The organism is Rahnella ecdela (genome assembly GCF_019049625.1).
In the GTDB taxonomy this organism is placed as follows: Bacteria; Pseudomonadota; Gammaproteobacteria; order Enterobacterales; family Enterobacteriaceae; genus Rahnella; species Rahnella ecdela.
The window spans coordinates 215,218-241,706 of sequence record NZ_JAFMOY010000127.1 but is presented as its reverse complement, the minus strand read 5'-3'; the positions used below and the strand labels follow the sequence as shown (position 1 = coordinate 241,706).

The 26,489-nt window shown below is 53.6% G+C and carries 18 protein-coding genes; 5 read left to right on the top strand and 13 right to left on the bottom strand.

Going from position 1 to position 26,489, the window contains the following annotated elements; all coding sequences use genetic code 11:
- Positions 1–281: 281 nt before the first annotated feature.
- The 4 genes from J1784_RS14775 to gyrA form a co-directional block, all read right to left on the bottom strand.
- Positions 282–641: a hypothetical protein gene (locus J1784_RS14775; RefSeq protein ID WP_217149855.1), complete on the bottom strand. Its 360-nt coding sequence runs from the start codon at positions 639–641 to the stop codon at positions 282–284.
- 8 nt (positions 642–649) lie between these two features.
- Entirely contained in the window at positions 650–5,044 is a 4,395-nt protein-coding gene (locus tag J1784_RS14770; protein WP_217149854.1) for a PAAR-like domain-containing protein, read from the bottom strand.
- Positions 5,037–6,242 carry a DUF2169 family type VI secretion system accessory protein gene (locus tag J1784_RS14765; protein WP_217149853.1) on the bottom strand — a complete coding sequence of 402 codons (1,206 nt, stop codon included), beginning with the start codon at positions 6,240–6,242 and terminating at the stop codon, positions 5,037–5,039. Before J1784_RS14765 ends, J1784_RS14770 begins: the two co-directional genes overlap by 8 nt.
- Positions 6,243–6,571: 329 nt before the next feature.
- Positions 6,572–9,223 (bottom strand): DNA topoisomerase (ATP-hydrolyzing) subunit A, encoded by a 2,652-nt coding sequence (gene gyrA, locus J1784_RS14760; protein ID WP_217149852.1) that lies wholly within the window; start codon positions 9,221–9,223, stop codon positions 6,572–6,574.
- 259 nt (positions 9,224–9,482) lie between these two features.
- Here gyrA and ubiG point away from each other — a divergent pair, with 259 nt between their 5' ends.
- The 4 genes from ubiG (at position 9,483) to yfaE (ending at position 14,471) form a co-directional block, all read left to right on the top strand.
- Positions 9,483–10,214: a bifunctional 2-polyprenyl-6-hydroxyphenol methylase/3-demethylubiquinol 3-O-methyltransferase UbiG gene (ubiG, locus tag J1784_RS14755; RefSeq protein WP_217149851.1), complete on the top strand. Its 732-nt coding sequence runs from the start codon at positions 9,483–9,485 to the stop codon at positions 10,212–10,214.
- Positions 10,215–10,725: 511 nt separating this feature from the next.
- Positions 10,726–13,008, top strand: a complete 2,283-nt coding sequence (gene nrdA, locus J1784_RS14750) for a class 1a ribonucleoside-diphosphate reductase subunit alpha (protein ID WP_217149850.1) — start codon at positions 10,726–10,728, stop codon at positions 13,006–13,008.
- A gap of 71 nt (positions 13,009–13,079) precedes the next feature.
- A complete protein-coding gene (nrdB, locus tag J1784_RS14745; protein WP_120132082.1) occupies positions 13,080–14,210 on the top strand; it encodes a class Ia ribonucleoside-diphosphate reductase subunit beta in 1,131 nt (376 codons plus the stop codon).
- Complete coding sequence (yfaE, locus tag J1784_RS14740) at positions 14,211–14,471, top strand: class I ribonucleotide reductase maintenance protein YfaE (RefSeq protein WP_217149849.1); 261 nt, start codon at positions 14,211–14,213, stop codon at positions 14,469–14,471.
- A 611-nt stretch (positions 14,472–15,082) separates the two neighbouring features.
- Here yfaE and J1784_RS14735 read toward each other — a convergent pair.
- Positions 15,083–16,288, bottom strand: a complete 1,206-nt coding sequence (locus J1784_RS14735; protein WP_217149848.1) for a nicotinamide mononucleotide deamidase-related protein YfaY — start codon at positions 16,286–16,288, stop codon at positions 15,083–15,085.
- Between the two features lie 144 nt (positions 16,289–16,432).
- On the bottom strand, positions 16,433–16,978 hold the full coding sequence (locus J1784_RS14730; protein ID WP_217149847.1) for a YfaZ family outer membrane protein: 546 nt from the start codon (positions 16,976–16,978) through the stop codon (positions 16,433–16,435).
- Between the two features lie 321 nt (positions 16,979–17,299).
- On the opposite strand from J1784_RS14730, the gene J1784_RS14725 reads away from it, so the two are divergent.
- Positions 17,300–18,733: a catalase gene (locus J1784_RS14725; RefSeq protein WP_217149846.1), complete on the top strand. Its 1,434-nt coding sequence runs from the start codon at positions 17,300–17,302 to the stop codon at positions 18,731–18,733.
- Positions 18,734–18,817: 84 nt separating this feature from the next.
- On the opposite strand, the gene menE is transcribed toward J1784_RS14725, so the two are convergent.
- The 7 genes from menE to J1784_RS14690 all read right to left on the bottom strand — a co-directional run bounded on the left by menE (position 18,818) and on the right by J1784_RS14690 (position 26,390).
- Positions 18,818–20,191, bottom strand: coding sequence for an o-succinylbenzoate--CoA ligase (gene menE / locus J1784_RS14720; protein WP_217149845.1), 1,374 nt, complete (start codon positions 20,189–20,191; stop codon positions 18,818–18,820).
- Positions 20,176–21,177: an o-succinylbenzoate synthase gene (menC, locus tag J1784_RS14715; protein WP_217149844.1), complete on the bottom strand. Its 1,002-nt coding sequence runs from the start codon at positions 21,175–21,177 to the stop codon at positions 20,176–20,178. The genes menE and menC overlap by 16 nt, the downstream gene beginning before the upstream one ends.
- Positions 21,177–22,034 carry a 1,4-dihydroxy-2-naphthoyl-CoA synthase gene (gene menB / locus J1784_RS14710; RefSeq protein WP_217149843.1) on the bottom strand — a complete coding sequence of 286 codons (858 nt, stop codon included), beginning with the start codon at positions 22,032–22,034 and terminating at the stop codon, positions 21,177–21,179. Before menB ends, menC begins: the two co-directional genes overlap by 1 nt.
- On the bottom strand, positions 22,021–22,818 hold the full coding sequence (menH, locus tag J1784_RS14705; RefSeq protein WP_217149864.1) for a 2-succinyl-6-hydroxy-2,4-cyclohexadiene-1-carboxylate synthase: 798 nt from the start codon (positions 22,816–22,818) through the stop codon (positions 22,021–22,023). The genes menB and menH overlap by 14 nt, the downstream gene beginning before the upstream one ends.
- Positions 22,815–24,488 carry a 2-succinyl-5-enolpyruvyl-6-hydroxy-3-cyclohexene-1-carboxylic-acid synthase gene (menD, locus tag J1784_RS14700; protein ID WP_217149842.1) on the bottom strand — a complete coding sequence of 558 codons (1,674 nt, stop codon included), beginning with the start codon at positions 24,486–24,488 and terminating at the stop codon, positions 22,815–22,817. The genes menH and menD overlap by 4 nt, the downstream gene beginning before the upstream one ends.
- Before the next feature lie 23 nt (positions 24,489–24,511).
- On the bottom strand, positions 24,512–25,849 hold the full coding sequence (gene menF, locus J1784_RS14695) for an isochorismate synthase MenF (RefSeq protein ID WP_217149841.1): 1,338 nt from the start codon (positions 25,847–25,849) through the stop codon (positions 24,512–24,514).
- A gap of 232 nt (positions 25,850–26,081) precedes the next feature.
- Positions 26,082–26,390: a DUF883 family protein gene (locus J1784_RS14690; protein WP_112289943.1), complete on the bottom strand. Its 309-nt coding sequence runs from the start codon at positions 26,388–26,390 to the stop codon at positions 26,082–26,084.
- Positions 26,391–26,489 lie beyond the last annotated feature (99 nt).

Below are 26,489 nucleotides of genomic sequence, written 5' to 3'. Positions count from 1 at the left end.
GGTTACGGGTATGGGCTGGCGAATCCCGCAGGTGGCACCACTCCCAGACCGGGTTTTGATTTTGCATAGCCTCACTGAACCGGGGCGGGTGTGACGGTGAAAATCACGGAGGGGTGTATTGTGCTGATGGCAGATAATAATGAGGTGCAGGAATTACGCGAGCAGCTTTATCAGGTTCAGCAGGTGGTAAAGGGAATGAAGGCGCTGGTTGTTTAGTGAGCTAGACGGGAATTGAATAATAAAAAAGCCGAGAAGATAAATATCTTACTCGGCTATTTTATTTATTCAGAATAAGAATCTACTTGATAAGATATTAATTCAGAAGCAAAAAACAGATCTGACATCCTGAAGTCGTTCTCATCTTCCATCTCTTCAGAATAAGGTGAGAAATCAATGTAATGGATATTATTTGTATTCATATATGCTATGCCACTAGATAAAACAACATTTGAGCAGTTAACCTTTTGTTTAACGGTGAACTCCGTTAGGTTATCTAGCTGAAACTTAATGTTTATCCATTCACCATTTATCAATTTCATTGCTGAAATAGTGACGGATACGCTATTGAAAGATTGAAATTCAATCTTCCTAATAAGGCCATCATATCCGCTCGTAATTTCTTTTAGTAAATTATTGATCATAAATTTTCTCACTGACCTATTGGCGTCTGCGGATCTATACCTGGAGGAAGAGTATCCCATCCAGGTGGAACAGTTAAATGAGGATTATGCGGTTTCCCTGCACCATGTCCGGATCCGGGATTTCCTGGTATTGGAAATTCATGATAATGGCCAGATTCTATTCCATGATTTTTAAAATCAACATGAGCAATTACATTCCCATTTGAATCGTATATTGCATTTTGAACTGCTCTACCTGTTTTAGGATCGATGTGTGTATAAATTGAGTCTGGTGTAGCTCCCTTGGTCCAAGGTTTATCCGTTCCTGAGTAATGACCACCACTTCCCGAAGTTTTACATAACCCCAGCGGATCAATATACCCCAGCGGATTATGCACATACCCGTAAGGATTCACCCCACCCGCCAGCCCAATCGGGTCCGGGCTCAGGTATTGCCCTGTTTCACTATCATAGTAACGGTGGCGGTTGTAATGCAATCCCGATTCTTCGTCGGCGTATTGTCCGGCGAAGCGCAGGTTGCAGCTCAGTTTATCGTCGTTGGCCGCCAGCCGGTAGCGGGTGGCGTCTCCCCACGTGCTCAGCCGGCTGGCCCAGGCGACATCGCCTTTTTCCGTCAGTAATTCACGCGGCGTGCCCATGTGGTCGCTGACGACATAATGCAGCTGGCCATTTTCACGGCGTGCGGCAGGCGTTAACGCGCCAGGTTCATACAGCCAGTGAATACTTTCTTCATACGCCGGGGTGCCGTCTGCATAGACCGGCGTCTCTTCGATAAGCTGACCGCCACTCCATAAATAATCATAACCCGCCAGTTTGCTTCGCGTGGCTTCCTGACGCCGCTTGCTTATCCGCCGACCAAAAGCGTCGTAGCGGTAGTGCCACTGCTCGCCGTCCGGCGTGATAAGGCCCCGCAGCTGGCTGTTGGCGTCCCAGCGGTAACGCCACACCTGCGGGCGATATCCCGGTATTTCGGTGCGTTTTTCCGCCAGCCTTCCGGCGCTGTCGTAACGGTATTCGCCGTTACCCCGGCGGATAACCCGGCCTGCCTGTTGAGTCTGGTTTATCCGCTCCGGTGGAACATCACCATCTCCCCCGCGCCGCTGCTGATGTCCGATGATGTTTAAAGCGGCGTCATACTCGAACAATTCCAGCAGCGGCCTGATGCCTTTTTGTTCGGCATGAACTATCTGATCGTTACTGTTGACGTGATAGTACGACGTTCCCCAGCGGGTATCGTCGATGCGCTTCACATTATAGGCGCCGTCGTACGCCCAGCGCCGGTTTATTGCAGAGTTCCGGCCAGCCGTTTGCGCCTCCAGCATCCCTGTCGGGGAATACCCCTGCGACTGCATAAACCCCGCCGCAGTATGACGCTGGTTCTCACGCCCCAGTCTGTCATATTCGAGTTGTAACGGTGCATAATCCCCCACCTGCATCTGCATCAGTCTGCCGCTGATGTCGTATCCGTAAATCAGATTTTCAGTACCGGCGCTATACGAGAGTATCTGACGCGTTTGTTCGTCACGCTGATGAACCACTTCACGTCCGTTAATACGCTCACATAACAGATCACCATCCGCGTTGTACTCAAATTCTACCGTCGCATCCCCGCTTTGCGCCAGGATGAGTCGGCCCTGAGAGTTATATCCGTAGGTGCGGGTTGCGAGCAGAGAAGACTGTTTTGCCTCTTCCTGCCAGATGTCTTCGCGCAGCAGTTCATCACGTACCGACCACTGCCAGCGCACGACGCGGCCATCGGCGTGACGCGCTGAGATACGTCGCCCGGCTGCGTCATACCCATATTCCGTAGGACGACCGGTAAAATCCGTTTCCCGGATAAGTTGCCCGGCAAGGTCGCGCTCGTAACGATAGGTTTCACCACAGGCATTAGTTACCTGAGTCAGCCGCGTCAGCGAGTCATAGCTGAAATGAAGCTGTTCCCCATCGGGACGTGTCAGCGCCAGAAGAATATCGAATGCGCCGTAGGTATAGCGGGTAATTTTGCCCTCGCCGTCAGTCACCGTCGCCTGACGTTTTTCACCGTCATAACTTATACGCTGTATCACGCCGTCCGGCAGGTGGATTGCTGTCAGACTGCCGTTGTGCGCGGCGTGCTCCTCACTCTGGATATAGCGGGTGACCTGTCCCAGCGGATCGGTAACGCTTTGCAGCCTGCCGAAATTGTCCTGAGAAAACAGCGTCGTCGCCTCATCCGGCGTCATCATTTTGCTGAGCTGATGGAATTCATTCCAGACGTAGCGGCGTTCAGCGCCGTCCGGAGCGATGTCGCCGGTCAATTGCCCCTGCGCGTTATATTGAAATTGCTGGCATCGCCCCTGCGGGTCGGTCTGGCTGAGCATTTTCCCCTGCGAGTTTCGGGTAAATACCCACTCGTTTCCGCCAGGCTCGGTGAGCCTGATAACCTGTCCGTGCTCATCGTAGTGATATTGGGTGATGTCGCCGCCCGGACGCTGTACATGCGTTATCTGCCCAAGCGTGTTGTAGCGAAAACGTGTTTCACGCCCGAGAGGATCCGTTTGCGAGACTTTGTTACCCCGATCCCAGCGTGTCTGCGTGACGCGCCCGAGAGGATCCGTCTCGCGCGTTACCAGTCCGAATGCGTTGTATTCACAAAGCGTCCTGCCGCCTTCGCTGTCGTGATAAGTGGTGACACGGTTGACGTCATCGTATGTGAACCGGTCGCAATAGTAACCGCCTTCAGCCTGGGTCGAGGTAATGCGCCCTTTAGCATCATAGCGGCAGTGAACGTCGGTTTTATCCGTGTCACGCCAGCGGGTCATAAAGCCGCGCGTGTCGTACTCGTGATACAGATGCGTGAACTGAAAAGTCTCACATTCAGAGAGCAGACCAACGTCCCTATAGCTGCACTTCACCAACCACTGACGCTGCTGTGCATCCACGCGGGTGACCGTCAGCAGTTGCGCGTTTAGCCATGCCAGCTCAACGCGGTAGCCATCGCTGTGAATGAGGCTAACCAGCCGGTCATTCTGATAAATAAAGTCGATATGGTTTCCTGCGCGATCGCACAGGGAGGAAAGCCGCCGGTGAAAACCGGGCTGAGCATCAAAGCAGAGTGTCTGCTGGGTGTTGGTATTGAAAACAAAGAGAGCGCCGCTGCGGGAGCCATGCAGACGCAGATGCGACTGGTGCAGGTTGATACCTTCCACCTTGTCGTCGCTGGCGGAGGAAAAGTAGCTGAGAACCGAGCCTTCATCAGTCGTGAAATGGATTTCTTCGTCATCAAGCAATAATGACTGAGACCAGTTATCCGCCCACTTATTACCGAAAACGCCGCTGGTGGACGCGCGGGAACGATAAACCCGGTTTAGCCTGAGTGGCAGCGTACCGGGCAGGTCAATAACTTGCAGATTTTGCAAAAAATCGCCGGTCGCAACGTCAACGGGTTCGCCTTTGACACTGCATGTATCGCTGAAATTGCCCTCTTTGCCGTCTGAAACTGTAGGTTCACCGTGTTTGCTGGTAGAGGCTTTACCGTTGCCGTCGGTTTTAAATTTGACCTTGCCACCGCCTCTGATACCAAGAGGTTTGTTTAATTTAGCTAACACACCGACATCAACAGCGGTCATACCCAAATCAGCGGCATCGCCACCTGCCTGTTCTACTTCTCCTTCGTACTTAAATTTTAGGTTATCCAAATTGAACGCTTCTGCTTGTTTCATCAGAATGGCTGCTGTTTCCAGTTGCTTATCCGCCATCTCCTGATGTCCCATTGAGGTAAGCAATGCAGCGTTACTTTGTATTTCCAAAGCCTGCTGATATTTCAAACCCTGTACAAATGATTCCAATGTCTCAACAGGTAAATTCATGATGGCTTTAGACGCCCCTTTACGGGCAGTCACAGTATCTGACTTAGCAGTGCTGATACTGTCCATCTTCCCGCTCCACCACCCCTTGAATATTTCCCATAATCCCTGCTCTTCAGGCGTTTCCGGTTCCACAGCCGAACTGATTTCGTCCACCGCAATATTGGGAGTTGGCGGCTGACCGACAATAATCCCGGTGGTATTTTTATCATTCATCCAGAATTTATCACCGTGGCGCAGTATGGGTTTGCCGCCCACGCGCACGTTCTGGCTATGTTCCATCGGCTCACATTTGTCACCCACGGTACCGCTTTTTATGCCTTTCGCGACGCCCGGCTCATCCCCTTGCGTAGTAGGAATAAAACTTTGGTCCAGAACGACGACCGGGCAGCCATTGGCTTTAACCGTTTTAACTTCCTGCACCGCATTGCCCAGGCTTGCGGTTACCTGATAAGGAATGGGCGGAGTCGAGGGCCCCATCGGGGTTTTACAGACATCCGGGGACAGGCAGACCACCGTCCAAAGACCGTCTTTACGCGCCATATAATTCTCAGCCATGGGCTGGCACCTCCTTGTTTGTTTCGCGTTCCGGCATAGAAAAACCAAAGAGTTTTTCCAGCAGTTTTTCTGGCTCGGTTTCGTATCGGGCCTCAATCATCCGTACCGGTGTTTCAACAGGCAGCAGGAAACGCCAGCAAAGTGTGACTTCGAGTTTGTTCGCATCAATATGCAGAGTGTCGAGGTTCATTGCGTGAGGCAGCAGCATTCCGTCATTCATGCGCAGCAAAACGAACGCCTCGTGGCCGGGGAGAGAGAAACGTATTTCGCCCTGCGGGGAAAAGCCCTGCAAAGCCACAGACAGCGGTAACCTGGGATAGGGTATTTGCTGGTCAGCCGGTGCGGCATTCCAGTAGCGAAAATCAAAATCATGAGGAAGATTGGGGTGTCGTTCTTTCAGCCATGCTTCGTCGTAAGTGCCTGCTTTACTCAGGCGCGGTTGCCAGGCGCGACCGGTAAAACCAAATCCGGCAGGCAGGAATTGCGGTGCTGTTAAGTCTGCATTACCGCTGATCATTGAGGCGAAATTCTCAGCTGATATCGGATAACGCGGGTCGGTAATTTGCGGTACTGGATACCGGTCAGGGCGTTTCGCCTGCGCGTACCAGGAGGTAATAAATCCTTTGCCGAGCGGATTAACCTCAAAGACCTGATGTGCCAGCGGTGCATGTTCTGAATCCGGATGACCGGCTTTCTGAATATCAGTCAGACGGTTAGCTTTTGGAACAGAATCGGCACCGTCTTCCTTTTCATCAATTTTGCACTCGCCGCCAAATGCAGACTCCCAAATAACCGGCTGACGAATAAAGGGTTCAGGTTGCGTTATTGACCATGAGTTCATTATTTCATTTTTTTGGAAATAGCGCTTTCCGGTAATATTTAATTGTTTTTCTAAAAGAGAAACGCCGTTGGGATTATGAATAACCACACTAACGTTTTGACTTACTACTGGGACTAATTTTTTTGCACAAGCTGTCCCATTAATAATGACATCGCAGGCTGGTTTAAACGGTGAGAGATCGCTTTCCTCAATAACTGAGGATTTATTTACTGCCCCAAGATATTCATCCTGAAGATAAAGCGCCACCGCATCATCGTCCCGTACCCTGACGCGATAGCCTCCGCTGTCATCCAACTCCAGGCGGTAACCCACCTTCATAACGATAACGTAGTTTTCCTTATCTTCCCGATCGAGCATACGGAATTGCATCGCCGCAAAAGGCGTCAGATTACGAAATTCCATTTGTGGGTTCTCCCTTAAACATTCATCTTAAAAAGACAATGCTTTATTTACGCCGTAGATATCGACGTGAATAGTAAAAGTATTTAATCCATTTCAGGAGAGAGAATGACGCAGCAGAGAATAAATAGCATTTATTATGCAAATAACGCCAATATTAAAAAAGCGGATTATATGATGCGAGTTTTATTATTTATGAGCTGAATATCAGACGTCATTCAAAAGGAAAATAAAAAAGGCATAACACGTTTCCATGTTATGCCTTTCTTTCAACCGACTAAGAAAACTTATTCTTCTTCGTCGTCAGCTGGCTGATCGTCTTCACTTTCTGCGTCGTCTGGCAGGTCGGCTGCTTGCGCCGCTTCCAGTTCGCCCGCTTCGGTGGCTACGCCATCCAGTTCTTCGTCCTCTACCGGTTCTGCAACGCGTTGCAGACCGACGACGTGCTCTTCATCAGCGGTACGGATAAGCGTCACACCCTGGGTGTTACGGCCAACAGTACTGACTTCAGAAACACGGGTACGCACCAGCGTACCGGCGTCGGTGATCATCATGATCTGATCCGCTTCATCCACCTGGATCGCGCCAACAACCGGTCCGTTACGCTCGCTCACTTTGATTGAGATAACGCCCTGCGTTGCACGGGATTTGGTTGGGTATTCGGTAGATTCAGTACGTTTACCGAAGCCGTTCTGCGTCACAGTCAGGATACAACCTTCGCCGCGTGGGATAATCAGGGACACAACGCTGTCGCCTTCGCCCAGACGGATACCGCGAACACCGGTCGCCGTACGGCCCATCGAGCGGACCGCTTCTTCGGAGAAGCGCACCACTTTACCTGCAGCAGAGAACAGCATGACTTCGTCTTTACCGTCAGTCAGGTCAACACCAATCAGCTCATCACCCTCGTTGAGGTTGATGGCGATGATGCCGGCGCTGCGTGGACGGCTGAAATCGGTCAGTGCAGTTTTCTTCACGGTACCGCTGGCAGTTGCCATGAACACGTGACGGCCTTCTTCGTACTCGCGTACTGGCAGAATGGCGGTGATACGTTCGTTCGGCTCAAGCGGCAGCAGGTTGACGATAGGACGACCACGGGCACCGCGGCTGGCTTCCGGCAACTGATAGACTTTCATCCAGTACAGACGTCCGCGACTTGAGAACATCAGAATGGTGTCATGGGTGTTGGCCACCAGCAGACGGTCGATGAAGTCTTCTTCTTTAATACGTGCTGCTGACTTACCTTTACCGCCGCGACGCTGCGCTTCGTAATCGGTCAGAGGCTGATATTTCACGTAGCCCTGATGCGACAAGGTCACCACAACGTCTTCCTGGTTGATCAGGTCTTCGATGTTGATGTCAGAAGTATTGGCAGTGATTTCGGTACGACGCGGATCGTTATACTGATCGCGGATCGCTTCCAGTTCTTCACGAATGACTTCCATCAGACGCTCAGGGCTGGACAGGATGAACAGCAGCTCGGCGATTTGCACCAGCAGCTCTTTGTATTCATCGAGCAGTTTTTCATGCTCAAGACCGGTCAGTTTCTGCAAGCGCAGATCCAGAATGGCCTGTGCCTGTTGTTCAGTCAGGAAGTATTTTCCGTCGTGAATACCAAACTGTGGCTCCAGCCATTCCGGACGTGCAGCATCATCACCGGCGCTTGCCAGCATCGCTGAAACGTTGCCCAGATCCCATGAGCGTGCGACCAGGCCAGCTTTCGCTTCTGCCGGCGTCGGTGCAGCACGGATCAGTTCAATGATCGGGTCGATGTTAGCCAGCGCGATCGCCAGTGCTTCAAGGATATGAGCACGGTCACGGGCTTTACGCAGTTCGAAGATAGTACGACGCGTGACGACTTCGCGGCGGTGACGGACAAACGCAGACAGGATCTCTTTCAGGCCGAGAATTTTCGGCTGACCCTGGTGCAGTGCCACCATGTTGATACCGAAAGAGGTCTGCAACTGCGTCAGGGAATAGAGGTTGTTCAGAACCACTTCACCCACGGCATCACGTTTGATTTCAATGACGATACGCATGCCGTCTTTGTCAGACTCATCACGCAGCGCACTGATCCCTTCGAGGCGTTTCTCTTTCACCAGCTCGGCGATCTTTTCGATCAAACGAGCTTTGTTCACCTGATACGGGATCTCGTGAACGATGATGGTTTCGCGGCCGGTTTTGGCGTCAGCTTCAACCTCAGCACGGGCGCGGAGCAGAATTTTACCGCGACCGGTGCGGTAGGCTTCTTCTATACCACGACGACCGTTGATGATCGCAGCGGTTGGGAAATCCGGGCCCGGAATGTGCTCCATCAGACCTTCGATGCTGATGTTTTCATCATCGATAAAGGCCAGACAGCCGTTGATCACCTCATTGAGGTTATGCGGCGGAATGTTGGTCGCCATGCCGACCGCGATACCTGACGAGCCGTTAACCAGCAGGTTAGGAATGCGCGTTGGCATAACAGAAGGAATTTGTTCGGTGCCGTCATAGTTTGGCACGAAATCGACAGTTTCTTTTTCTAAGTCTGCCAGCAATTCGTGAGCAATTTTTGACATGCGGATTTCGGTGTAACGCATGGCGGCTGCGGAGTCGCCATCCACTGACCCGAAGTTACCCTGCCCGTCCACCAGCATATAGCGAAGTGAGAAAGGCTGAGCCATACGAACGATAGTGTCATAAACCGCGGTATCACCATGTGGGTGATATTTACCGATAACGTCACCGACCACACGGGCCGATTTTTTATAGGCTTTATTCCAGTCGTTACCGAGGACATTCATTGCGAAAAGTACGCGGCGGTGCACCGGTTTCAAACCATCGCGCACATCTGGTAACGCACGTCCGACAATAACGGACATCGCATAATCCAAATAAGAGTTTTTCAGCTCTTCTTCGATGTTAATCGGTGTGATTTCTCTGGCAAGGTCGCTCATGGAGCTGCTATCCCTCTACTGATTATTCATGGCCGCTGCCCACGTAGGCATATATAGCGCAAAGGTGTAAAACTATACCACAAACCAGAGAAACGTGGAAAACAACCGACCCCTTTTGCGTACTATTATCCAACGTGATTCAAACCTTTGCGCAAACCCGTTCATTTCGTACAAACATTAACCATAACGACAAAACTGAACCAAACCAGACGGAATATGTATAATCCGCTTATCAGGAAATAAGGAGTTCTACACGCTCATGACAACCACACCGTCCGCTACACCCCAAAACATCGACCACGAAGAAATCGCCAAATTTGAGGCCGTCGCCTCACGCTGGTGGGATCTGGAAGGTGAATTCAAACCGCTGCACCGCATTAACCCGTTGCGCCTGAACTACATTCTTGAGCGCGCCGATGGCCTGTTTGAGAAGAACGTTCTGGACGTCGGTTGTGGCGGCGGAATTTTGAGTGAGAGCATGGCGGTGGCAGGCGCGAAAGTGACGGGTCTGGATATGGGCGGCGAGCCGTTGCAGGTCGCGCGTTTGCATGCGCTGGAAAGCGGCGTGAAAGTCGAATACGTGCAGGAAACCGTAGAAGCGCACGCCGAAGCCCATCCGCAGCAATATGATGTCGTCACCTGTATGGAAATGCTCGAGCATGTGCCGGATCCGGCCTCCGTCGTTGCTGCCTGCGCGCGTCTGGTGAAACCCGGCGGCCATGTGTTCTTCTCCACCATCAACCGCAATAACAAAGCCTGGCTGATGGCGATTTTCGGCGCGGAATACGTGCTGAAGATGGTGCCGAAGGGCACGCATGACATCAAAAAATTCATCAAGCCGTCTGAATTGCTGGGCATGATTGACCGCACATCGCTGTTCGAACGTCATATTATGGGGCTGCATTACAACCCGCTGACCGACCATTTCAAACTTGGCCCGAACGTTGATGTGAATTACATGATCCACACTCAGGCAGAAGATAAAGCCTGAACGCTGTTGCGCTAAATCCCCTCTTTCGTCAAGCCCGGAACATGCTTTCCGGGCTCAAAATCTCCGAGTTTTCGCAAACTCCCCTGCCCTTAATTTCACTTAAACCTTAGTTTTTAAAGCGTTGGTCGCACCTTTCGTCGCAACATGATTTTTTAGAATAGTTATTGAGATCAATATAGCGTTTTTTTCTAACGTTTAATAAACCGGCAGTCGGTCACCTTTCTTAAAAATATAAGAAAATCGTATCTCAGATATTGACAGGTTTGTCGCGCCAGCAATGGCGGACTCTTCAGGCTGGGCTCAGAAAATTCTCCCCAACTTATCCACAAAACAGGCCATTTTGTTCACTTGCAAAAGGGTCAGTCAGTCACTATCTTGTCATCAGAAAATAACAAACCCACAATATATTGTGTTTATATCCTGACCAGCACACTAGGGACACCTTGTGCTGCCGCGTGTGTTTTGCGTGGTCGGGTCAGACCCTTTATAAACCTTTGAGGTATCGCCCCGAATGAACCAAAGTCTGCTTGTAACTAAACGTGATGGCCGCACAGAACGCATCAACCTTGATAAAATCCACCGTGTCATTGACTGGGCAGCGGAAGGTCTTCAAAACGTATCAGTTTCTCAAGTAGAACTTCGTTCACACATCCAGTTCTATGACGGGATCAAAACCGCTGACATTCACGAAACCATTATCAAAGCAGCGGCTGATTTGATCTCTAAAGATGCACCGGATTACCAATATCTGGCTGCACGTCTGGCTATCTTCCATTTGCGCAAAAAAGCCTACGGCCAGTTTGAACCACCAAAACTGATCGACCAGGTGACCCGCATGGTTGAGATGGGTAAATACGACAAACATCTGCTGGAAGACTACACGGCTGAAGAGTTCGAGCAGATGGACAGTTTTATTGACCACTGGCGTGACATGAATTTCTCCTACGCCGCTGTGAAACAGCTGGAAGGGAAATATCTGGCACAAAACCGCGTGACCGGCGATATCTACGAAAGCGCACAGTTCCTGTATATTCTGGTCGCGGCCTGCCTGTTCTCCGGCTACCCGCACGAAACCCGTCTGGATTACATCAAACGTTTCTACGACGCGATTTCTACCTTCAAAATTTCTCTGCCTACGCCGATTATGTCCGGCGTGCGCACCCCGACCCGTCAGTTCAGTTCTTGTGTTCTGATCGAATGTGGCGACAGCCTGGATTCCATTAATGCGACCTCCAGCGCCATCGTGAAATACGTTTCTCAGCGTGCCGGCATCGGCATCAACGCCGGTCGCATCCGTGCACTGGGCAGCCCGATCCGTGGCGGCGAAGCGTTCCACACCGGTTGTATCCCGTTCTACAAACACTTCCAGACCGCCGTGAAATCCTGTTCTCAGGGCGGCGTTCGTGGTGGCGCAGCGACGCTGTTCTACCCGATGTGGCATCTGGAAGTCGAAAGCCTGCTGGTTCTGAAAAACAACCGTGGTGTTGAAGGCAACCGCGTCCGCCATATGGACTACGGCGTGCAGATCAACAAACTGATGTATCAGCGTCTGGTAAAAGGCGGCGACATCACGCTGTTCAGCCCGTCTGACGTACCTGGCCTGTACGATGCCTTCTTTGCCGATCAGGACGAGTTTGAACGTCTGTACGAGAAGTATGAGCAGGACGCCAGCATCCGTAAGCAGAAAGTGAAAGCGGTTGAGTTGTTCTCCCTGATGATGCAGGAACGTGCTTCTACCGGCCGCATCTACATTCAGCACGTTGACCACTGCAACACGCACAGCCCGTTTGATCCGGCTATCGCGCCCGTTCGCCAGTCTAACCTGTGTCTGGAAATCGCGCTGCCAACCAAACCACTGGACGATGTGAATGACGAAAACGGCGAAATTGCGCTGTGTACGTTGTCTGCTTTCAACCTTGGCGCTATCGAAAGCCTGGACGATCTGGAAGAACTGGCCGTGCTGGCGGTTCGTGCCCTCGACGCCCTGCTCGATTATCAGGATTATCCGATCAAGGCCGCTAAACGTGGCGCGATGGGCCGTCGTACGCTGGGTATCGGCGTCATCAACTACGCTTACTATCTGGCGAAAAACGGCGTGCGTTATTCCGACGGCAGCGCGAACAACCTGACGCACAAAACGTTTGAAGCCATTCAGTATTACCTGCTGAAAGCGTCAAACGAGCTGGCGAAAGAGCAAGGCGCGTGTCAGTGGTTCAATGAAACCACCTATTCAAAAGGCATCATGCCGGTGGATACGTACAAGAAAGATCTGGATGCAATTTGCGACGAGCCGCTGCATCTGGACTGGGCTACGCTGCGTGAAAACATCAAAACCCACGGCCTGCGTAACTCTACGTTGTCCGCGCTGATGCCGTCCGAGACGTCTTCGCAGATTTCCAACGCCACCAACGGTATCGAGCCACCGCGCGGTCACATCAGTATCAAAGCGTCGAAAGACGGGATCCTGCGCCAGGTCGTGCCTGAGTATGAGCGTCTGAAAGATCAGTACGAACTTCTGTGGGATATGCCGAACAACGACGGTTACCTGCAACTGGTTGGCGTGATGCAAAAATTCATCGATCAGGCGATTTCGTCTAACACCAACTATGATCCGTCGCGCTTCCCGAACAGCAAAGTGCCGATGAAGCAATTGTTGAAAGACTTGCTGACAGCCTACAAATTTGGCGTGAAAACCCTGTACTATCAGAACACCCGTGACGGTGCAGATGATGTGCAGGAAGACATGAAAGCCGAAGTGGCTGATGACTGCGAAAGCGGTGCCTGCAAAATCTAATTACCTGTTTTAAATAAAAAATTATTCAAAACCCCCGTCAGGGGGTTTTTGCCGAGAATGTCGAGGAAGTTATGGCCTACAGTACTTTTTCCCAGAATAAAAACGATCAGCTTCTTGAGCCAATGTTCTTTGGCCAGTCGGTTAACGTTGCCCGTTTCGACCAGCAGAAGCATGAAATCTTTGAAAAACTGATCGAAAAGCAGCTGTCCTTCTTCTGGCGTCCGGAAGAAATTGATGTTTCCCGCGACCGTATCGATTTTCAGGCGTTACCGGATCACGAAAAACACATCTTCCTGAGCAACCTGAAATACCAGACCCTTCTGGATTCCATTCAGGGCCGCAGCCCGAACGTGGCGCTCTTACCGCTGATCTCGATTCCGGAACTGGAAACCTGGGTCGAAACCTGGGCGTTTTCAGAGACCATTCACTCGCGCTCATACACGCATATCATCCGTAACATCGTGAATGATCCGGCGATTGTGTTTGACGACATCGTCACCAACGAAGAAATCCTCAAGCGCGCGAAAGACATCTCCGGGTATTACGACACGCTGATCGAGATGACCAGCTATTACCATCTGCTTGGCGAAGGTACGCATCAGGTAAACGGCAAAACTGTCGTGGTAAACCTGCGTGAGTTGAAGAAAAAACTCTACATCTGTCTGATGAGCGTGAACGCGCTGGAAGCCGTGCGTTTCTACGTCAGCTTCGCCTGTTCATTTGCGTTCGCTGAACGTGAACTGATGGAAGGCAATGCGAAAATCATCAAGATGATCGCCCGTGACGAAGCCCTGCATCTGACCGGGACTCAGCACGCGCTGAACCTGTTGCGTTCAGGTCAGGACGACCCTGAAATGGTGGAGATCGCCAAAGAATGCCAGCAGGAATGTCACGACCTGTTCGTGCTCGCGGCACAGCAGGAAAAAGACTGGGCGGAATACCTGTTCAAAGACGGTTCCATGATCGGCCTGAACAAAGACATTCTGTGCCAGTACGTCGAATACATCACCAACATCCGTATGCAGGCCGTCGGTCTGGACGCGCCATTCAAAACCCGTTCTAACCCGATCCCGTGGATCAACGCGTGGCTGGTGTCCGATAACGTACAGGTTGCACCGCAGGAAGTGGAAGTCAGCTCCTATCTGGTCGGTCAGATTGACTCTGAAGTTCACGCCGACGATCTGAGTGATTTTGAGCTGTAAATGACGGACAGAACCATCACACTTTCAGCAAACGGACAGCAACTGGCCTGTAAGTCAGAGCACCGGAATTTGCTGGAAGTGTTTGAACATCATCAGGTTGAAGTGGAATACCAGTGCCGGGAAGGTTATTGCGGATCGTGCCGGATGAAGCTTGTTAGCGGTGCCGTTGAGTACAGTGAAAAACCTTTAGCTTTCATCTCTGACGGCGAGATTTTGCCGTGCTGTTGCATGCCGGTTGGGGATATTGAGATTGAGTTTTGATGGGCTGCTGCCCATGCCTGCCTTTAGCTTTTAGCCTTCAACATCAAGACATTGGGCTCGCCGCCTAAACTAGCCTAAGGTCGTGGGCGTCGGCCCACACCGACCAGAGGACGCGTAAGCGCGCGCCCTCTGGACTCCCCCGCTTTTTCACTGCGCGCTCCGCTAGACACTATGTTTCAGGTATCACTGCGACAGGCTGGAAATCTTGCCGCTGCGCGGTACCTTCTCTCGGTCTTCGAGCCACAGGTCTCGAAGCCGCTCCGTTCAGCAAGATTTCTGAATCGCCCGCACGATCTTAAATTCAAAGACAGACTATTTTTCATCTTTTAGATAAGTTGATTGGTGTGCTCAAAAATGGCACCGAATGAATGGTTCGAGACCAGAGGCTCGAAACCTGAAATTCGGGAATCGCGCAGCGATGACATTTTGCGCCACTCACAATTGCGTCAGAAACATGTCCGTCGTGCCCGCGATAGCGCGCAGTGAAAGAGCCCGGGGGGTCTTGGGGGGCGGCGGCGATAAGCCGTCCCCCAAGTCGGTGTGGGCCGACGCCCGCGACCTTAGGCCAGTTTGGGTGGCAACCCAAGGTTTTGACCTCGCTTTTGTAAAAGCTAAACCTTAGCTACCCGATCCAACCACGGATAGTCCGCCACCGGTTCCCATCCGTTCAGGTAGCGCCTGAGAAGATCCATCGCCACCATCGCCATTGTTTCCTGCCGTAATGCCAGACCGTGACGCGTGGCGGTATAACGGATCGTCAGACCACTGGTGCCGGTCGGGGTATGCAGCGCAAGACTGAGCTCATCACCCGACAGCGCGCCGACAGCCAGCGCCAGTTGTGCGCCGGTAGTTTCGGCCAGGTTCTGTGCGCGGGCCAGCAGGCGTTCGAGGGATTTCTCCGGCGAGGCTTCATCGCCCTGTGGCAGTAATTCGCCGTTAACCAGCGGAACCCCGGCGCTTTGCAGACGCCAGTTCAGTAAACCGCCGGTGAAACTTTCACTGACCGCCAGACGCAAATCCTGCGCCAGCAAACGCTCAGCCAGACGGTCCGGCAGGCTGCCCAGCCCTTCGAAAATCGTGCTCTCCCCCGCCACTTCGCGCACACGCTCGAACGCCTTATGCATCGCAGCTTCCTGTGCACGTGGACCGGTGACTTTCAGTTCGATAATCGGCGATGAAGAACGGTAACCCATCACCACACCTTCAGGCAGTTCGAGTTTATCGAGCTCGGTGGCGAGATCACTTTCACCACGACCGAACGTGGTAAGACGCAGACACAACGGGGCTTCCAGCGCCGGAAACTCTTTGTGCAGTCGCGGAACGATTTGCTGCTCCACCATCACTTTGAATTCTGAAGGTACGCCCGGCGTGAAGAAAATCTGGCAGCGGTTGAGCTTTACGCTGAAGCCGCAGGCGGTGCCGACCGGATTATCCAGCAATTCGGCATTGGCCGGGATCTGCGCCTGTTTGCGGTTGGATTCGGCCATCGGACGACCGCGCTCATTGAAAAACGCCTGCATGGTTTCAATCCATCCGGCATCTTCTACCAGTTCCACTGCGCAGGCTTTCGCCGCCGCCAGCGCGCTCAGGTCATCCGTCGTTGGCCCTAAGCCGCCGTTCACAATCAGCACATCGGCGATATGGCTGCGTTCTTCGAGAACTGCCACCAGCGCATCCAGGCTGTCGCCCACGGTTTCACGGCTGGTCATCGGTAAACCTTGTTCGAACAGATAATTCGCCAGCCACGCCGAATTGGTATCTACAATCTGGCCGTGCAGCACTTCATCACCCGTACTCAGCATCTCAACCCTAAGCATCCCATTCTCCTTCTGGTTTTTTGTCATTCCACTGTAGAAAGGCTGAAGAAGAAAAACAATCTTTGGGGCACAAAGTGATATTTCAGGCAATAAAAAAGCCTGCTAAGCAGGCTTTTAGACGATTAACCGAAAGATAACCGGTATTTAGAAGTTTATTGCGCCGCCAATGTATGCGCCATCGGCAACCACGTTGTCACGGTTGCCGTCTTTGCCGTCCATCGCCATGTAGCGGTAACCCGCGCTCACGGTAACCAGCGGGATAGCAGTCAGACGAATGCCAGCGTTCGCTTCTTTGTAATTGTCGATACCGCTCGACAAGGAATCCGGAGAATAATAGTACTCGCCGTACAGGGTGAACATTTTAGCGATTGGCAGTTGCAGACCACCGCCGAGCGCAGCTGCGTAGCCTTCGTCACCGTCTTTCGGATTGGTATACAGGCCTTTACCGCCAACAGTCGCAATAAACGGACCCAACGGGATGTTATAACCCAGTCCCAGACCTGCAACGTCACCATCATCGTCGTTATGAGTCCAGTCACCGCTCAGCGCCAGGCCCGGAGAGGTAGTACCAAAGCCCACGCCCAGGTGTGTGTAGTGTTCGCCGACTTCACCGTTAACACTGATTGCATTTGCAGAAGCGGCAGCAAACATCAGGCTGGCGGCTGCGCCAGCGACAAGGATCTTTTTCATTATTTTTCCCAAATAATAGCTAAACGACATGACATCTTCCGCACGAAGTCTAAAGCAATTCACTCTGCTGTAACAACTTTTTGGAACTTTAAACATTCATCTCACGAGTGAAAATTGTAAGAAACATCGTTCTCATTGATGGAATGAAGTTTTCCCGTCGAATTAATAACTCCCACCTATTTGCCCATGATCAATATAGGGTTTATTACTAATGCAGTAGAGTAAGTTTGGCTTAGGAAAGCAACCCGCTGACAAGGATGTAAAAGATTTATTTGTTCCCCTCACCCGACCATTTCAAATCCATACCGGAAGGAAATTATTATGACTAAGAAAGGATTAACCACCGCCGCTGGCGCGCCCGTCGTCGATAATAATAACGTCATTACCGCAGGACGCCGCGGACCGATGCTTTTACAAGACGTGTGGTTTCTTGAGAAATTAGCGCATTTCGACCGAGAAGTGATCCCTGAGCGGCGTATGCACGCGAAAGGCTCCGGCGCTCACGGTACATTTACCGTAACCCACGATATTACCTCCTACACCCGCGCGAAGATTTTCTCCGAAATCGGCAAACAAACTGACATGTTTATCCGTTTCTCAACCGTGGCCGGTGAGCGCGGGGCGGCGGATGCAGAACGTGATATCCGCGGTTTCTCGATGAAGTTTTACACCGAAGAAGGCAACTGGGATTTAGTCGGTAACAATACGCCTGTGTTTTATCTGCGCGATCCGCTGAAATTCCCGGATCTGAACCACGTCGTTAAACGTGACCCGCGCACCAATCTGCGCAATCCGGCGTACAAATGGGACTTCTTCTCTCATCTTCCTGAAGCGCTGCATCAGCTGACCATCGACGTCAGCGACCGCGGTCTTCCAACGTCATACCGCCATATTCACGGTTTCGGCAGCCATACGTTCAGCTTTATCAATGCTGAAAATGAGCGTTTCTGGGTGAAATTCCACTTCCGCTGCCAGCAGGGTATTGAAAACCTGATGGACGATGAAGCCGAAAAACTGGTGGGCACCGACCGTGAAAGCTCCCAGCGGGATCTGTACGAAGCAATTGAACGTGGCGATTTCCCGCGCTGGAAACTGTTCGTGCAAATCATGCCGGAAGCGGACGCCTCAAAACTGCCGTACAACCCGTTTGATCTGACCAAAGTCTGGCTGCACAGCGATTATCCGCTGATTGAAGTCGGTGAATTCGAGCTGAACCGTAATCCCGACAACTACTTTGCCGAAGTGGAACAGGTCGCGATGAGCCCGGCAAACGTGGTGCCTGGCATTGGTTTCTCACCGGATCGCATGTTACAGGGCCGTCTGTTCTCCTACGCTGACGCGCACCGCTACCGTCTGGGTGTTAACCATCATCAGATCCCGGTTAACGCACCCAAATGCCCGTTCCACAATTATCATCGTGACGGCGCAATGCGCGTCGATGGCAACAGCGGTAACGGCGTGACGTATGAACCGAACAACGCCGGTCTGTTTCAGGAACAACCTGATTTCAGCGAGCCGCCACTGAGCATTGAAGGCGCGGCCGATCACTGGAATCATCGTGAAGATGATGATTATTTCACCCAGCCGCGTTTGCTGTTCAATCTGCTGTCTGAGACTGAACATCAGCGCATGTTTGCGCGTATTGCAGGTGAGCTGAAACATGCTTCTCCGGACACGCAGGCTCGTCAGGTGGCGCTATTCTATAAAGTCGACCCGGCCTATGGCGCAGGCGTAGAGAATGCACTGAGAGACTGATTTCTTACGTGACAGAAATGACGAGGGCCGCAATGCGCGGCCCTTTCTGTTTTTTGCAAAAGAATGTTTTCTGCAAAACGTGTTTTACGAAAGCATTTCTATCCACTGGCGGACGCTGGCACGCGAAATTTTAATCCCGCCCTGCGCCAGAGTTTCTGGTAGCGGATGATAGGCCACCGGTAACTGAAAACGCGGGATCTTGCTGCTCAGCCAGAGATTGAGTTCTTCATACAACAGTCCGGCTTGTGCTTCCAGCACAGCGACCGGCCGCTGACCAAATTGCTCATCTTCTACCGGCACGATAAACGCCTGAGAAACCTGCGGATGGCTTACCAACACTTTCTCGATATCTTCAGGCTGTATCCCTTCCCCGCCGCTGAAAAAGAGATTATCCAGCCGCCCGGCGATCAGCAGTTCTTGATCACGCCATTCCCCCCGGTCACGGGTATGCAGCCAGCCGTCGGCACTGACCACCGGCGTCAGCGCGCCATTTTTCCAGTAACCGCTGGCCAGACTGTCGCTGCGGATCAACACTTCCTGACCGGCGATTGTGACGTCTTTTCCGCTCAGCGGTTGCCCGACACCCGCAGATCCATCTGCGCGCTTTGCCGTCACGGTAGACGCCGTTTCGGTCATGCCATATCCGCACCAGCAGCGGATACCTGCGCGTTCCGCCTGTGCGGTTAATTCCGGCGGGATCTGCGCACCACCGAGCAAAACATCTTTCAGTTTTTCTGGCAGCGACGGGCCTTTAAGCAAACGCCAGAGTTGGGTCGGCACCAGTGAAGCATGGCTGCATTCCTGCAACGCCGTTTCAAACGGTTGTCCGTCGGCCAGCACCAGCGTCGCACCGGCAAGCATCCAGCGCCAGATGATGCCCTGACCGGAAACGTGGAATTGCGGCAAAGAGAGCAGCCAGCTGTCGCGCTGAGTAAAAGGTATCAGCCCCAGCACGCCTGCCGCACTGGCAAGATGCGCGACGACAGTATGCGCGGCAGCTTTCGGTAGCCCCGTGGAACCGGAGGTCAGCGTCAGGGTTGCCACGCGATCCGGCTGCCATGCGACGGCGCTGACAGACCAGGCATTTTGCAGCAAGAGCGCGGGGATATTCAGACCGAGTGCCGGTTCAGCGAGGTCGAGCATGAAACCGATATCGAGCTGAGAAAGCATTTCTTCGCATAACGTCTGAGGCAGTTGCGGATTGAGCGGCAATAAGCGCGCGCCGGTCTGCAACAGCGCCAGATAACTCAGCAGCGCATCCAGATTATTTTTACTGCGCAACACCACGCCTGTGCCTTCTGTCACGCCCTGAGCAATAAAACCGGCTGCCAGCGAATCAACGCGATGCTGTAAATCATGCCAGCACCAGCTGACGTCTCCGGCTTTGAGCGCCACGGCAAACGGGGTCTGAGCAGACCACCGACGCCAGGGCCAGTCCGTCATTACGTGTTCTGCCATACAATCTCCAGCGCGGAAACATCGGTCAGCGGAAGCGCGGAATCCGGCCAGCGGCGCACCAGCTGCGCCTGCATCAGATCCAGCGTATCCAGCCCCGGAACCGCATCCGGTGTCAGCCACTGCGCGATACGTGCCAGCTGTGTCAGCCCCAGACTTGATTCAATCGATGAGCTGATCACCGCCTCCAGTCCGGCGGCGTGCGCCTGTGCTATCAGCTGACGGCAACGCATCAGGCTACCGGTGAGCGTCGGTTTGATGATAATCGCCGCCACACCCGGCTCGGCCTGCACGGTAAAACCGGCTTCGCGCACGCTTTCATCCCAGGCAATCGCGATGCCGGTCAGACGGGCAAAATCACGCGACTGTTCACGGGTCAGACAAGGTTCTTCGATAAATGTGATACGGGATCGCAGTTCGGGCGCAACATGGCGGGCAAATCCCGCGGCTTTAACCGGCGTCCAGCTGCGGTTAGCGTCGAGGCGCAGATGCAAATCCGGCAAGGCTTCCAGCAGCATGCTGACATTCAGTCCGTCACCAACAGCTTCGTAGAGGCCGACTTTCACTTTAGCCACTTTCCGGCCATGCGCATCCGCGGGCAATGCGCCGAGACGGGCATATAGCTCATTCGGATCGCCGTGACACAAAGGCGCACAGCGCGTGCTGAGCACCTGCGGCAACTCATCGCGCAGCTCGGCATCGGCACAACTGAGCCCGAATGCCACCGAAGGCAGCGTGCTGAATGCCGAAGCGACCGCCGTCAGCGACGCGCCCTGCACCCACTGGCTCAGTCCATGCTGAACGGCTTCCTGCGCATGAGGTAAATCTTCGTGACTAAAACCGGGCAGCGGCGCAATTTCGCCCCAGCCGGTTTTATCGTCGTGCCACAATGAAACCAGCAGCCCGTCGCGCGTTTTGAGACGCTGGTTGCGCAGCACCACGCCCGCTTCCATCGGCAGGCTATAACGGTACACCGTGGCGCGGCGCATTACGGATTACGCTTAAATTTGCTGAAGTCCGGCTGGCGTTTTTCGTTAAACGCGTTGCGGCCTTCCTGACCTTCATCGGTCATGTAGAACAGCATGGTGGCGTTGCCCGCCAGTTCCTGCAAACCCGCCTGACCGTCGCAATCGGCGTTCAGAGCCGCTTTCAGGCAACGCAGCGCCATCGGGCTGTTTTCCAGCATTTCACGACACCAGCGCACGGTTTCTTTTTCCAGATCTGCCAGCGGAACCACAGTGTTAACCAGTCCCATCTCCAGCGCGGCCTTCGCGTCGTACTGACGGCACAGGTACCAGATTTCGCGGGCTTTTTTCTGCCCCACGATGCGCGCCATATAAGATGCGCCCCAGCCGCCGTCGAAGGATCCGACTTTCGGGCCAGTCTGGCCGAAAATAGCGTTATCTGCCGCAATGGTCAGGTCGCACATCATATGCAGCACGTGGCCGCCGCCGATGGAGTAACCAGCCACCATCGCCACGACAGGTTTAGGACAGGTACGGATTTGTCGCTGGAAATCCAGCACGTTGAGGTGATGCACACCGCTGGCATCCTGATAGCCGCCGTAGTCGCCACGGACTTTCTGGTCACCCCCGGCGCAGAAGGCTTTCTCGCCTTCACCGGTCAGCACGATCACACCGATACCTTCATCGTTACGGGCGTCATCGAGGGCGCGGATCATTTCTTTCACCGTCAGCGGGCGGAAGGCATTACGCACCTGAGGGCGGTTGATGGTGATTTTAGCGATGCCATCGGTGGATTTGTGATAACGGATATCTTCAAACTCACCGGTGCAGTCACGCCATTCGACCGGCGCGTAAAGTTCTTTTTCATCAGGATAAATCATGTGCAACGTCCTTTAAGACTGGTGAAGTAATAAATGCCAGCGCCTGACGGACAAATTCCGCCGGATTTTCACGGTGGGCGTTATGCCCGGCATTGGCGATGATGCGCAGTTCGAAACCGGAATGCTGCGCGAGATGGATAAATTTGGTGTCATGGCTGCCGCACAGCCAGACAAGTGGTCGGGAAAACTGATGCAGTTCCCCGCGTAAATCGGGTTGTACCGACAGCGATGTTGCTGTGAGCATCGCGGTAACGGTGTGCGGATTGTTGTTTTCACGCAGCAAAATCAGCTGCTGACGCTGTTCATCTGTCAGGCTGGAAAACACCGGCTGGCGGTACCAGCTGGCCAGCGCCTGTTTCCACGGCAGTTGCAAAAAGCGTGTCGCCCATTGCTGATCGTGATGACGCCGTTGTGCGCGGTCTGCCTGACAGCTCAGTCCCGGATGGGCGCCTTCGACCAGCACGCCCTGCAATCCGCTGCGGTCTCCCTGACAGGCGTGATACAGGCTGATGCGCCCGCCGAGCGAGTAACCGATGAGCCAATACGAGGTGACGCCCTGCTCGTGCAAGGTATCGGTTAACAGCTGGCTGACATCCGCAAAACCGGCAGCGGTTAACGGAGCTGACCGCCCGTGCCCAGGCAAATCAATAAACAGACAAGGCCAGCCTTCGAGTGCGGCCTCTAACGGCTGCCAGTCGGCTGCACTGCCCAGTAAACCGTGGAGGAAAACCAGCCACGGACGCCCCATGACTCCGGCGTTTATCCTGGTACATGCCAGCGTCATGATGCACTGACCTCGCGTACCAACGCGCGCAGACATTCTGCTCCGTCTGTCTCACTGACTTTTAACTCAATCAGTTTCACGCCGCCATGCTGCCAGCATTCTGTGACCGCCTGATGCAGCGCGGGCAGCGTTGTCGGACAGGCATAATCGAGGCCAAACATCGCCGCCGCGTGGCTGAAACTGACGTTTTGCGGCATGCAGTAAAATCGCTGGCGCTCAGCTTCCGGCGTTGGCAGCAGCGAGAAAATCTGCCCGCCATTGTTATTGACGATAATGATGACGGTCGGCGCAGAGCACTGACGCATCAGCGACAGCGCGTTTAAGTCATACAGCGCAGAGATATCGCCAAGCAGTACCAGCGTCGGCTTGCAGGTCGCGCGCTGCACGCCTGCAGCGGTGGAAATCAGCCCATCAATACCGCTCGCGCCGCGATTGGCGAAAACAGGATAACCGGCAGGCAGTTTTGCAAACGCATCGACCAGCCGGACAATCAGGCTGTTACCGAGGAATAACTGGCCGTGTGCGGGCAACAAGGCCGGAAGCCGCCATGCGGCGGCGGCTTCTCCGAACGTAGCGTCGAGCCGGGTCTCAACCGCGTGCAGCGCCCGCTGAGAACAATGTTCCAGTTCTTCCGCCCAGTCGGGTTGCGGCTGTGCAGGATGCGCCTGCAACCAGTCAGCGACATTCGCCTGAATGCGGCGGCCACGGTGCTGCGCCGGATCCTGACGGCCCGGCAATGTATCAATCAGCCAGTATTCGTCTGGTTCGCACGTCGCCTGCCATTGCAGTAAACGTTTACCGGTCAGGCCGCCGCCAAACTGAATCACCAGCTGAGTGCGCGCCAGCACGGCCTGCGCCTGCGGGGAGGCCAGCCATAAATCGGCGCAGGGAAGCGGATTACCGGTGGACGCCTGAACGTCGCTTATCAGCGGCCAGCCAAGCTGTTCTGCCCAGCGGGCGACCAACTCACTTTCCTGCGCTGATATGCGCCCCGCAATAATCACACCGCGTTTTTGCCGCCATGAAAACCAGTCCGGCTGTGCCATCGTGTGCTGAACCGGCGGGTAATTCAGCCACGGCTGATGTCCCTGCCACCAGTCACCCAGCTGTTGCAGCCAGTCCTGATGTTCGCCGTTATCTTCGCCATACAGCGGTTCGGCGAACGGACAGTTAATATGCACCGCGCCGTGAGTCTGCTGCGCCAGCGCATTATCGAGTGCAGAAACCAGCCAGCGCGCACTGATTTCCGGCGTCGGACGCGGCAAATCCAGCGTCTGTACCGGATGGCTGGCGAACATGCCGGTCTGGCGGATGGCCTGATTTGCGCCGCAGTCGATGAGTTCCGGCGGGCGATCGGCGGTGAGCAGTACCAGCTTTTCGCCGGTCAGCCCGGCTTCGATCAGCGCCGGATAAAGATTGGCGACCGCCGTGCCTGAAGTAACAATAACCGCCACGCGCTGCCCGCTGGCTTTAGCCAGACCGAGCGCAAGATGGCCGAGGCCACGTTCATCAAAATGGGTATGGCAGATAAGGTGCGGATGCGCCGCAGCGGCGAGCGTCAGCGGCGTGGAGCGGGAACCGGGCGCAATGCAAACGTGTTGCACCTGATGGCGGGTCAGGGTTTCGAGGAGCAGCGTCGCCCAGCGGCGGTTAAAAACGGCAACAGACATGGTCAACTCACTCCGGCAAAGGATTATCCGGCCTGAACGGCAGGCGTGTAGTGCTCTTCCAGCAAAGTACGCAGCCCTGCGGCTTTGTTTTCGATTTCCTGCCATTCCTGTGCAGCGTCAGAACCGGCGACAATTCCGGCACCAGCATAGAGTTCCAGATGATGTCCTTTTACCGCCGCAGAACGCAGTGCGACGGTAAATTCTGTCTGTTCGGCACTGATGTATCCGGCAGAACCGGCGTACCATTCACGGTCAAAAGGCTCAAATTCAGCGATAAACTCACGGGCCGCCTGACGCGGCAATCCGGCGACAGCCGCCGTTGGTTGCAGACGTTGCAGACAACCGGCGTCATCAGATTCTGTCAGTTCGCCATGAATACTGCGGCGAAGATGCTGTACTTTGCGCAGACGTAAAATCTCAGCAGGCATGATATCGAGCGATTGCGCCCCGCCCTGCAAACGCTGGCAAATGTCATCCACTACCAGCAGGTTTTCGCGCTGATTTTTGCCATCGTTCAGCAACCAGTCGCCAAGATCCTGCGCTTTATCATCATCCGGATCATTGGCGACGGTACCTGCCAGCGCTTCGGTATAAAGCTCGTCGTGGCTGCGCAGGAACAGGCGTTCCGGACTCGACCCCAGAAATGCCTGTTGCGGCGTGAACGCCAGCATAAAGTGATAGCAATGGTGATTCACCGCACGGCTGGCAGCCAGAAATGCGCAGGCATTCAGCGGCTGACTCAGTGTCAGCGTGGTTTTACGCGCCAGTACCACTTTGTCGAGTTGCTGCTCTTCAATGCAGCTCAAAGCGCGGGTAATGAGCTGGTTCCACTGAGGCTGAGCCGGCAGATGCTGGTGCTGTAATACGCGGGAGGCAATCGGCGGCAACGCCTGACTGGCAACCAGGGAACGCAGAAACAAGCGGGTACGGCGCGCTTCTTCACGTAAGGAATGAGAACTGAAAAGCGTACAACGCAACCAGTAGCGGGTGCCCTGACGGCAAAGTTCGATGCGCGGGAGAAACAGCGCATTGGCCGCAAAGGCGGAATTGTCAGCGCCGTTGAAGGCGTTCAGGCCCCAGATATGTAAATCGGGCACGTCCTGATGTTCGCGGATGAAAGCCTGCGCCTGTGCAGTATCGCCGAAAGCGTAAGCATCGCCACAAACGGCGGCTTCTTCATTGCCGTCACGCTGTTGCCAGTAGAATTTTGGGTAGCAGGGTTGCGCAGACAACCATTCCAGCAGGCCGGTGTCTGGCTGTTTTTGCAGGGAATAACTGAACTGCCGGATGCCCGCTGTATCAGGCCATTCGCCTGCAAGCGTTGTATCAAGCTGCTCAATGATTGCTGATATTTGTTTCACCGCTACCTCGGGCCATACCGGATGTTTAGTGACGGGCAGAAATACCCTTCTGGATCAAAAAACGGGTTGGATCAATTACGGATGAATTATGCGGCGATACGAAAAATGAAAATATGCGACAGATCAAGCTGAAGTGAGTGCAGTTAGCTAAGAAGGAGTATAGGAGCAGACAAAGGAGTTATCAAATGCGTGGAGAACAGGAGCAGCAGGACGCTGCCCCTGAAAAATGCATTTAGCGACGCAGCAGCAGGCCGACAACCAGGCCGACGGCCGCACCGACGCCCACGCCATGCCACGGATTTTCGCGAACATAGCTGTCCGTCTGTTCAGCGACGTGACGGGCTTTTTTGCAGTAAGAACGGGCGGAAGGATCAATACGGGATTTGATGTCTTTCAGTGCGTTTTCCGCACGTGCTTTAATCTGCACGTATTTCTCATCCGCTTTATCACCGGAAGATTTCAGCACTTCTTCCAGAGTTTCAGTCAGCATACGCAAATCGTCATCTAACGAATTCTGCTGTGTCTCAAATTGGTCAGCCATGGTTATCTCCTTATGATGTGTTCGGGTCTTCTAAAAACTTATGCTGCCATTAACCCTAGCGCAGTTCCGTATGAATTGCCCGACAGATCATCAGAAAAC

Coding starts and splice junctions, on each gene's coding strand:
- J1784_RS14775 (WP_217149855.1), bottom strand. CDS start 641: ATGATCAATAATTTACTAAAAGAAATTACGAGCGGATATGATGGCCTT.
- J1784_RS14770 (WP_217149854.1), bottom strand. CDS start 5,044: ATGGCTGAGAATTATATGGCGCGTAAAGACGGTCTTTGGACGGTGGTC.
- J1784_RS14765 (WP_217149853.1), bottom strand. CDS start 6,242: ATGCTCGATCGGGAAGATAAGGAAAACTACGTTATCGTTATGAAGGTG.
- gyrA (WP_217149852.1), bottom strand. CDS start 9,223: ATGAGCGACCTTGCCAGAGAAATCACACCGATTAACATCGAAGAAGAG.
- ubiG (WP_217149851.1), top strand. CDS start 9,483: ATGACAACCACACCGTCCGCTACACCCCAAAACATCGACCACGAAGAA.
- nrdA (WP_217149850.1), top strand. CDS start 10,726: ATGAACCAAAGTCTGCTTGTAACTAAACGTGATGGCCGCACAGAACGC.
- nrdB (WP_120132082.1), top strand. CDS start 13,080: ATGGCCTACAGTACTTTTTCCCAGAATAAAAACGATCAGCTTCTTGAG.
- yfaE (WP_217149849.1), top strand. CDS start 14,211: ATGACGGACAGAACCATCACACTTTCAGCAAACGGACAGCAACTGGCC.
- J1784_RS14735 (WP_217149848.1), bottom strand. CDS start 16,288: ATGCTTAGGGTTGAGATGCTGAGTACGGGTGATGAAGTGCTGCACGGC.
- J1784_RS14730 (WP_217149847.1), bottom strand. CDS start 16,978: ATGAAAAAGATCCTTGTCGCTGGCGCAGCCGCCAGCCTGATGTTTGCT.
- J1784_RS14725 (WP_217149846.1), top strand. CDS start 17,300: ATGACTAAGAAAGGATTAACCACCGCCGCTGGCGCGCCCGTCGTCGAT.
- menE (WP_217149845.1), bottom strand. CDS start 20,191: ATGGCAGAACACGTAATGACGGACTGGCCCTGGCGTCGGTGGTCTGCT.
- menC (WP_217149844.1), bottom strand. CDS start 21,177: ATGCGCCGCGCCACGGTGTACCGTTATAGCCTGCCGATGGAAGCGGGC.
- menB (WP_217149843.1), bottom strand. CDS start 22,034: ATGATTTATCCTGATGAAAAAGAACTTTACGCGCCGGTCGAATGGCGT.
- menH (WP_217149864.1), bottom strand. CDS start 22,818: ATGACGCTGGCATGTACCAGGATAAACGCCGGAGTCATGGGGCGTCCG.
- menD (WP_217149842.1), bottom strand. CDS start 24,488: ATGTCTGTTGCCGTTTTTAACCGCCGCTGGGCGACGCTGCTCCTCGAA.
- J1784_RS14690 (WP_112289943.1), bottom strand. CDS start 26,390: ATGGCTGACCAATTTGAGACACAGCAGAATTCGTTAGATGACGATTTG.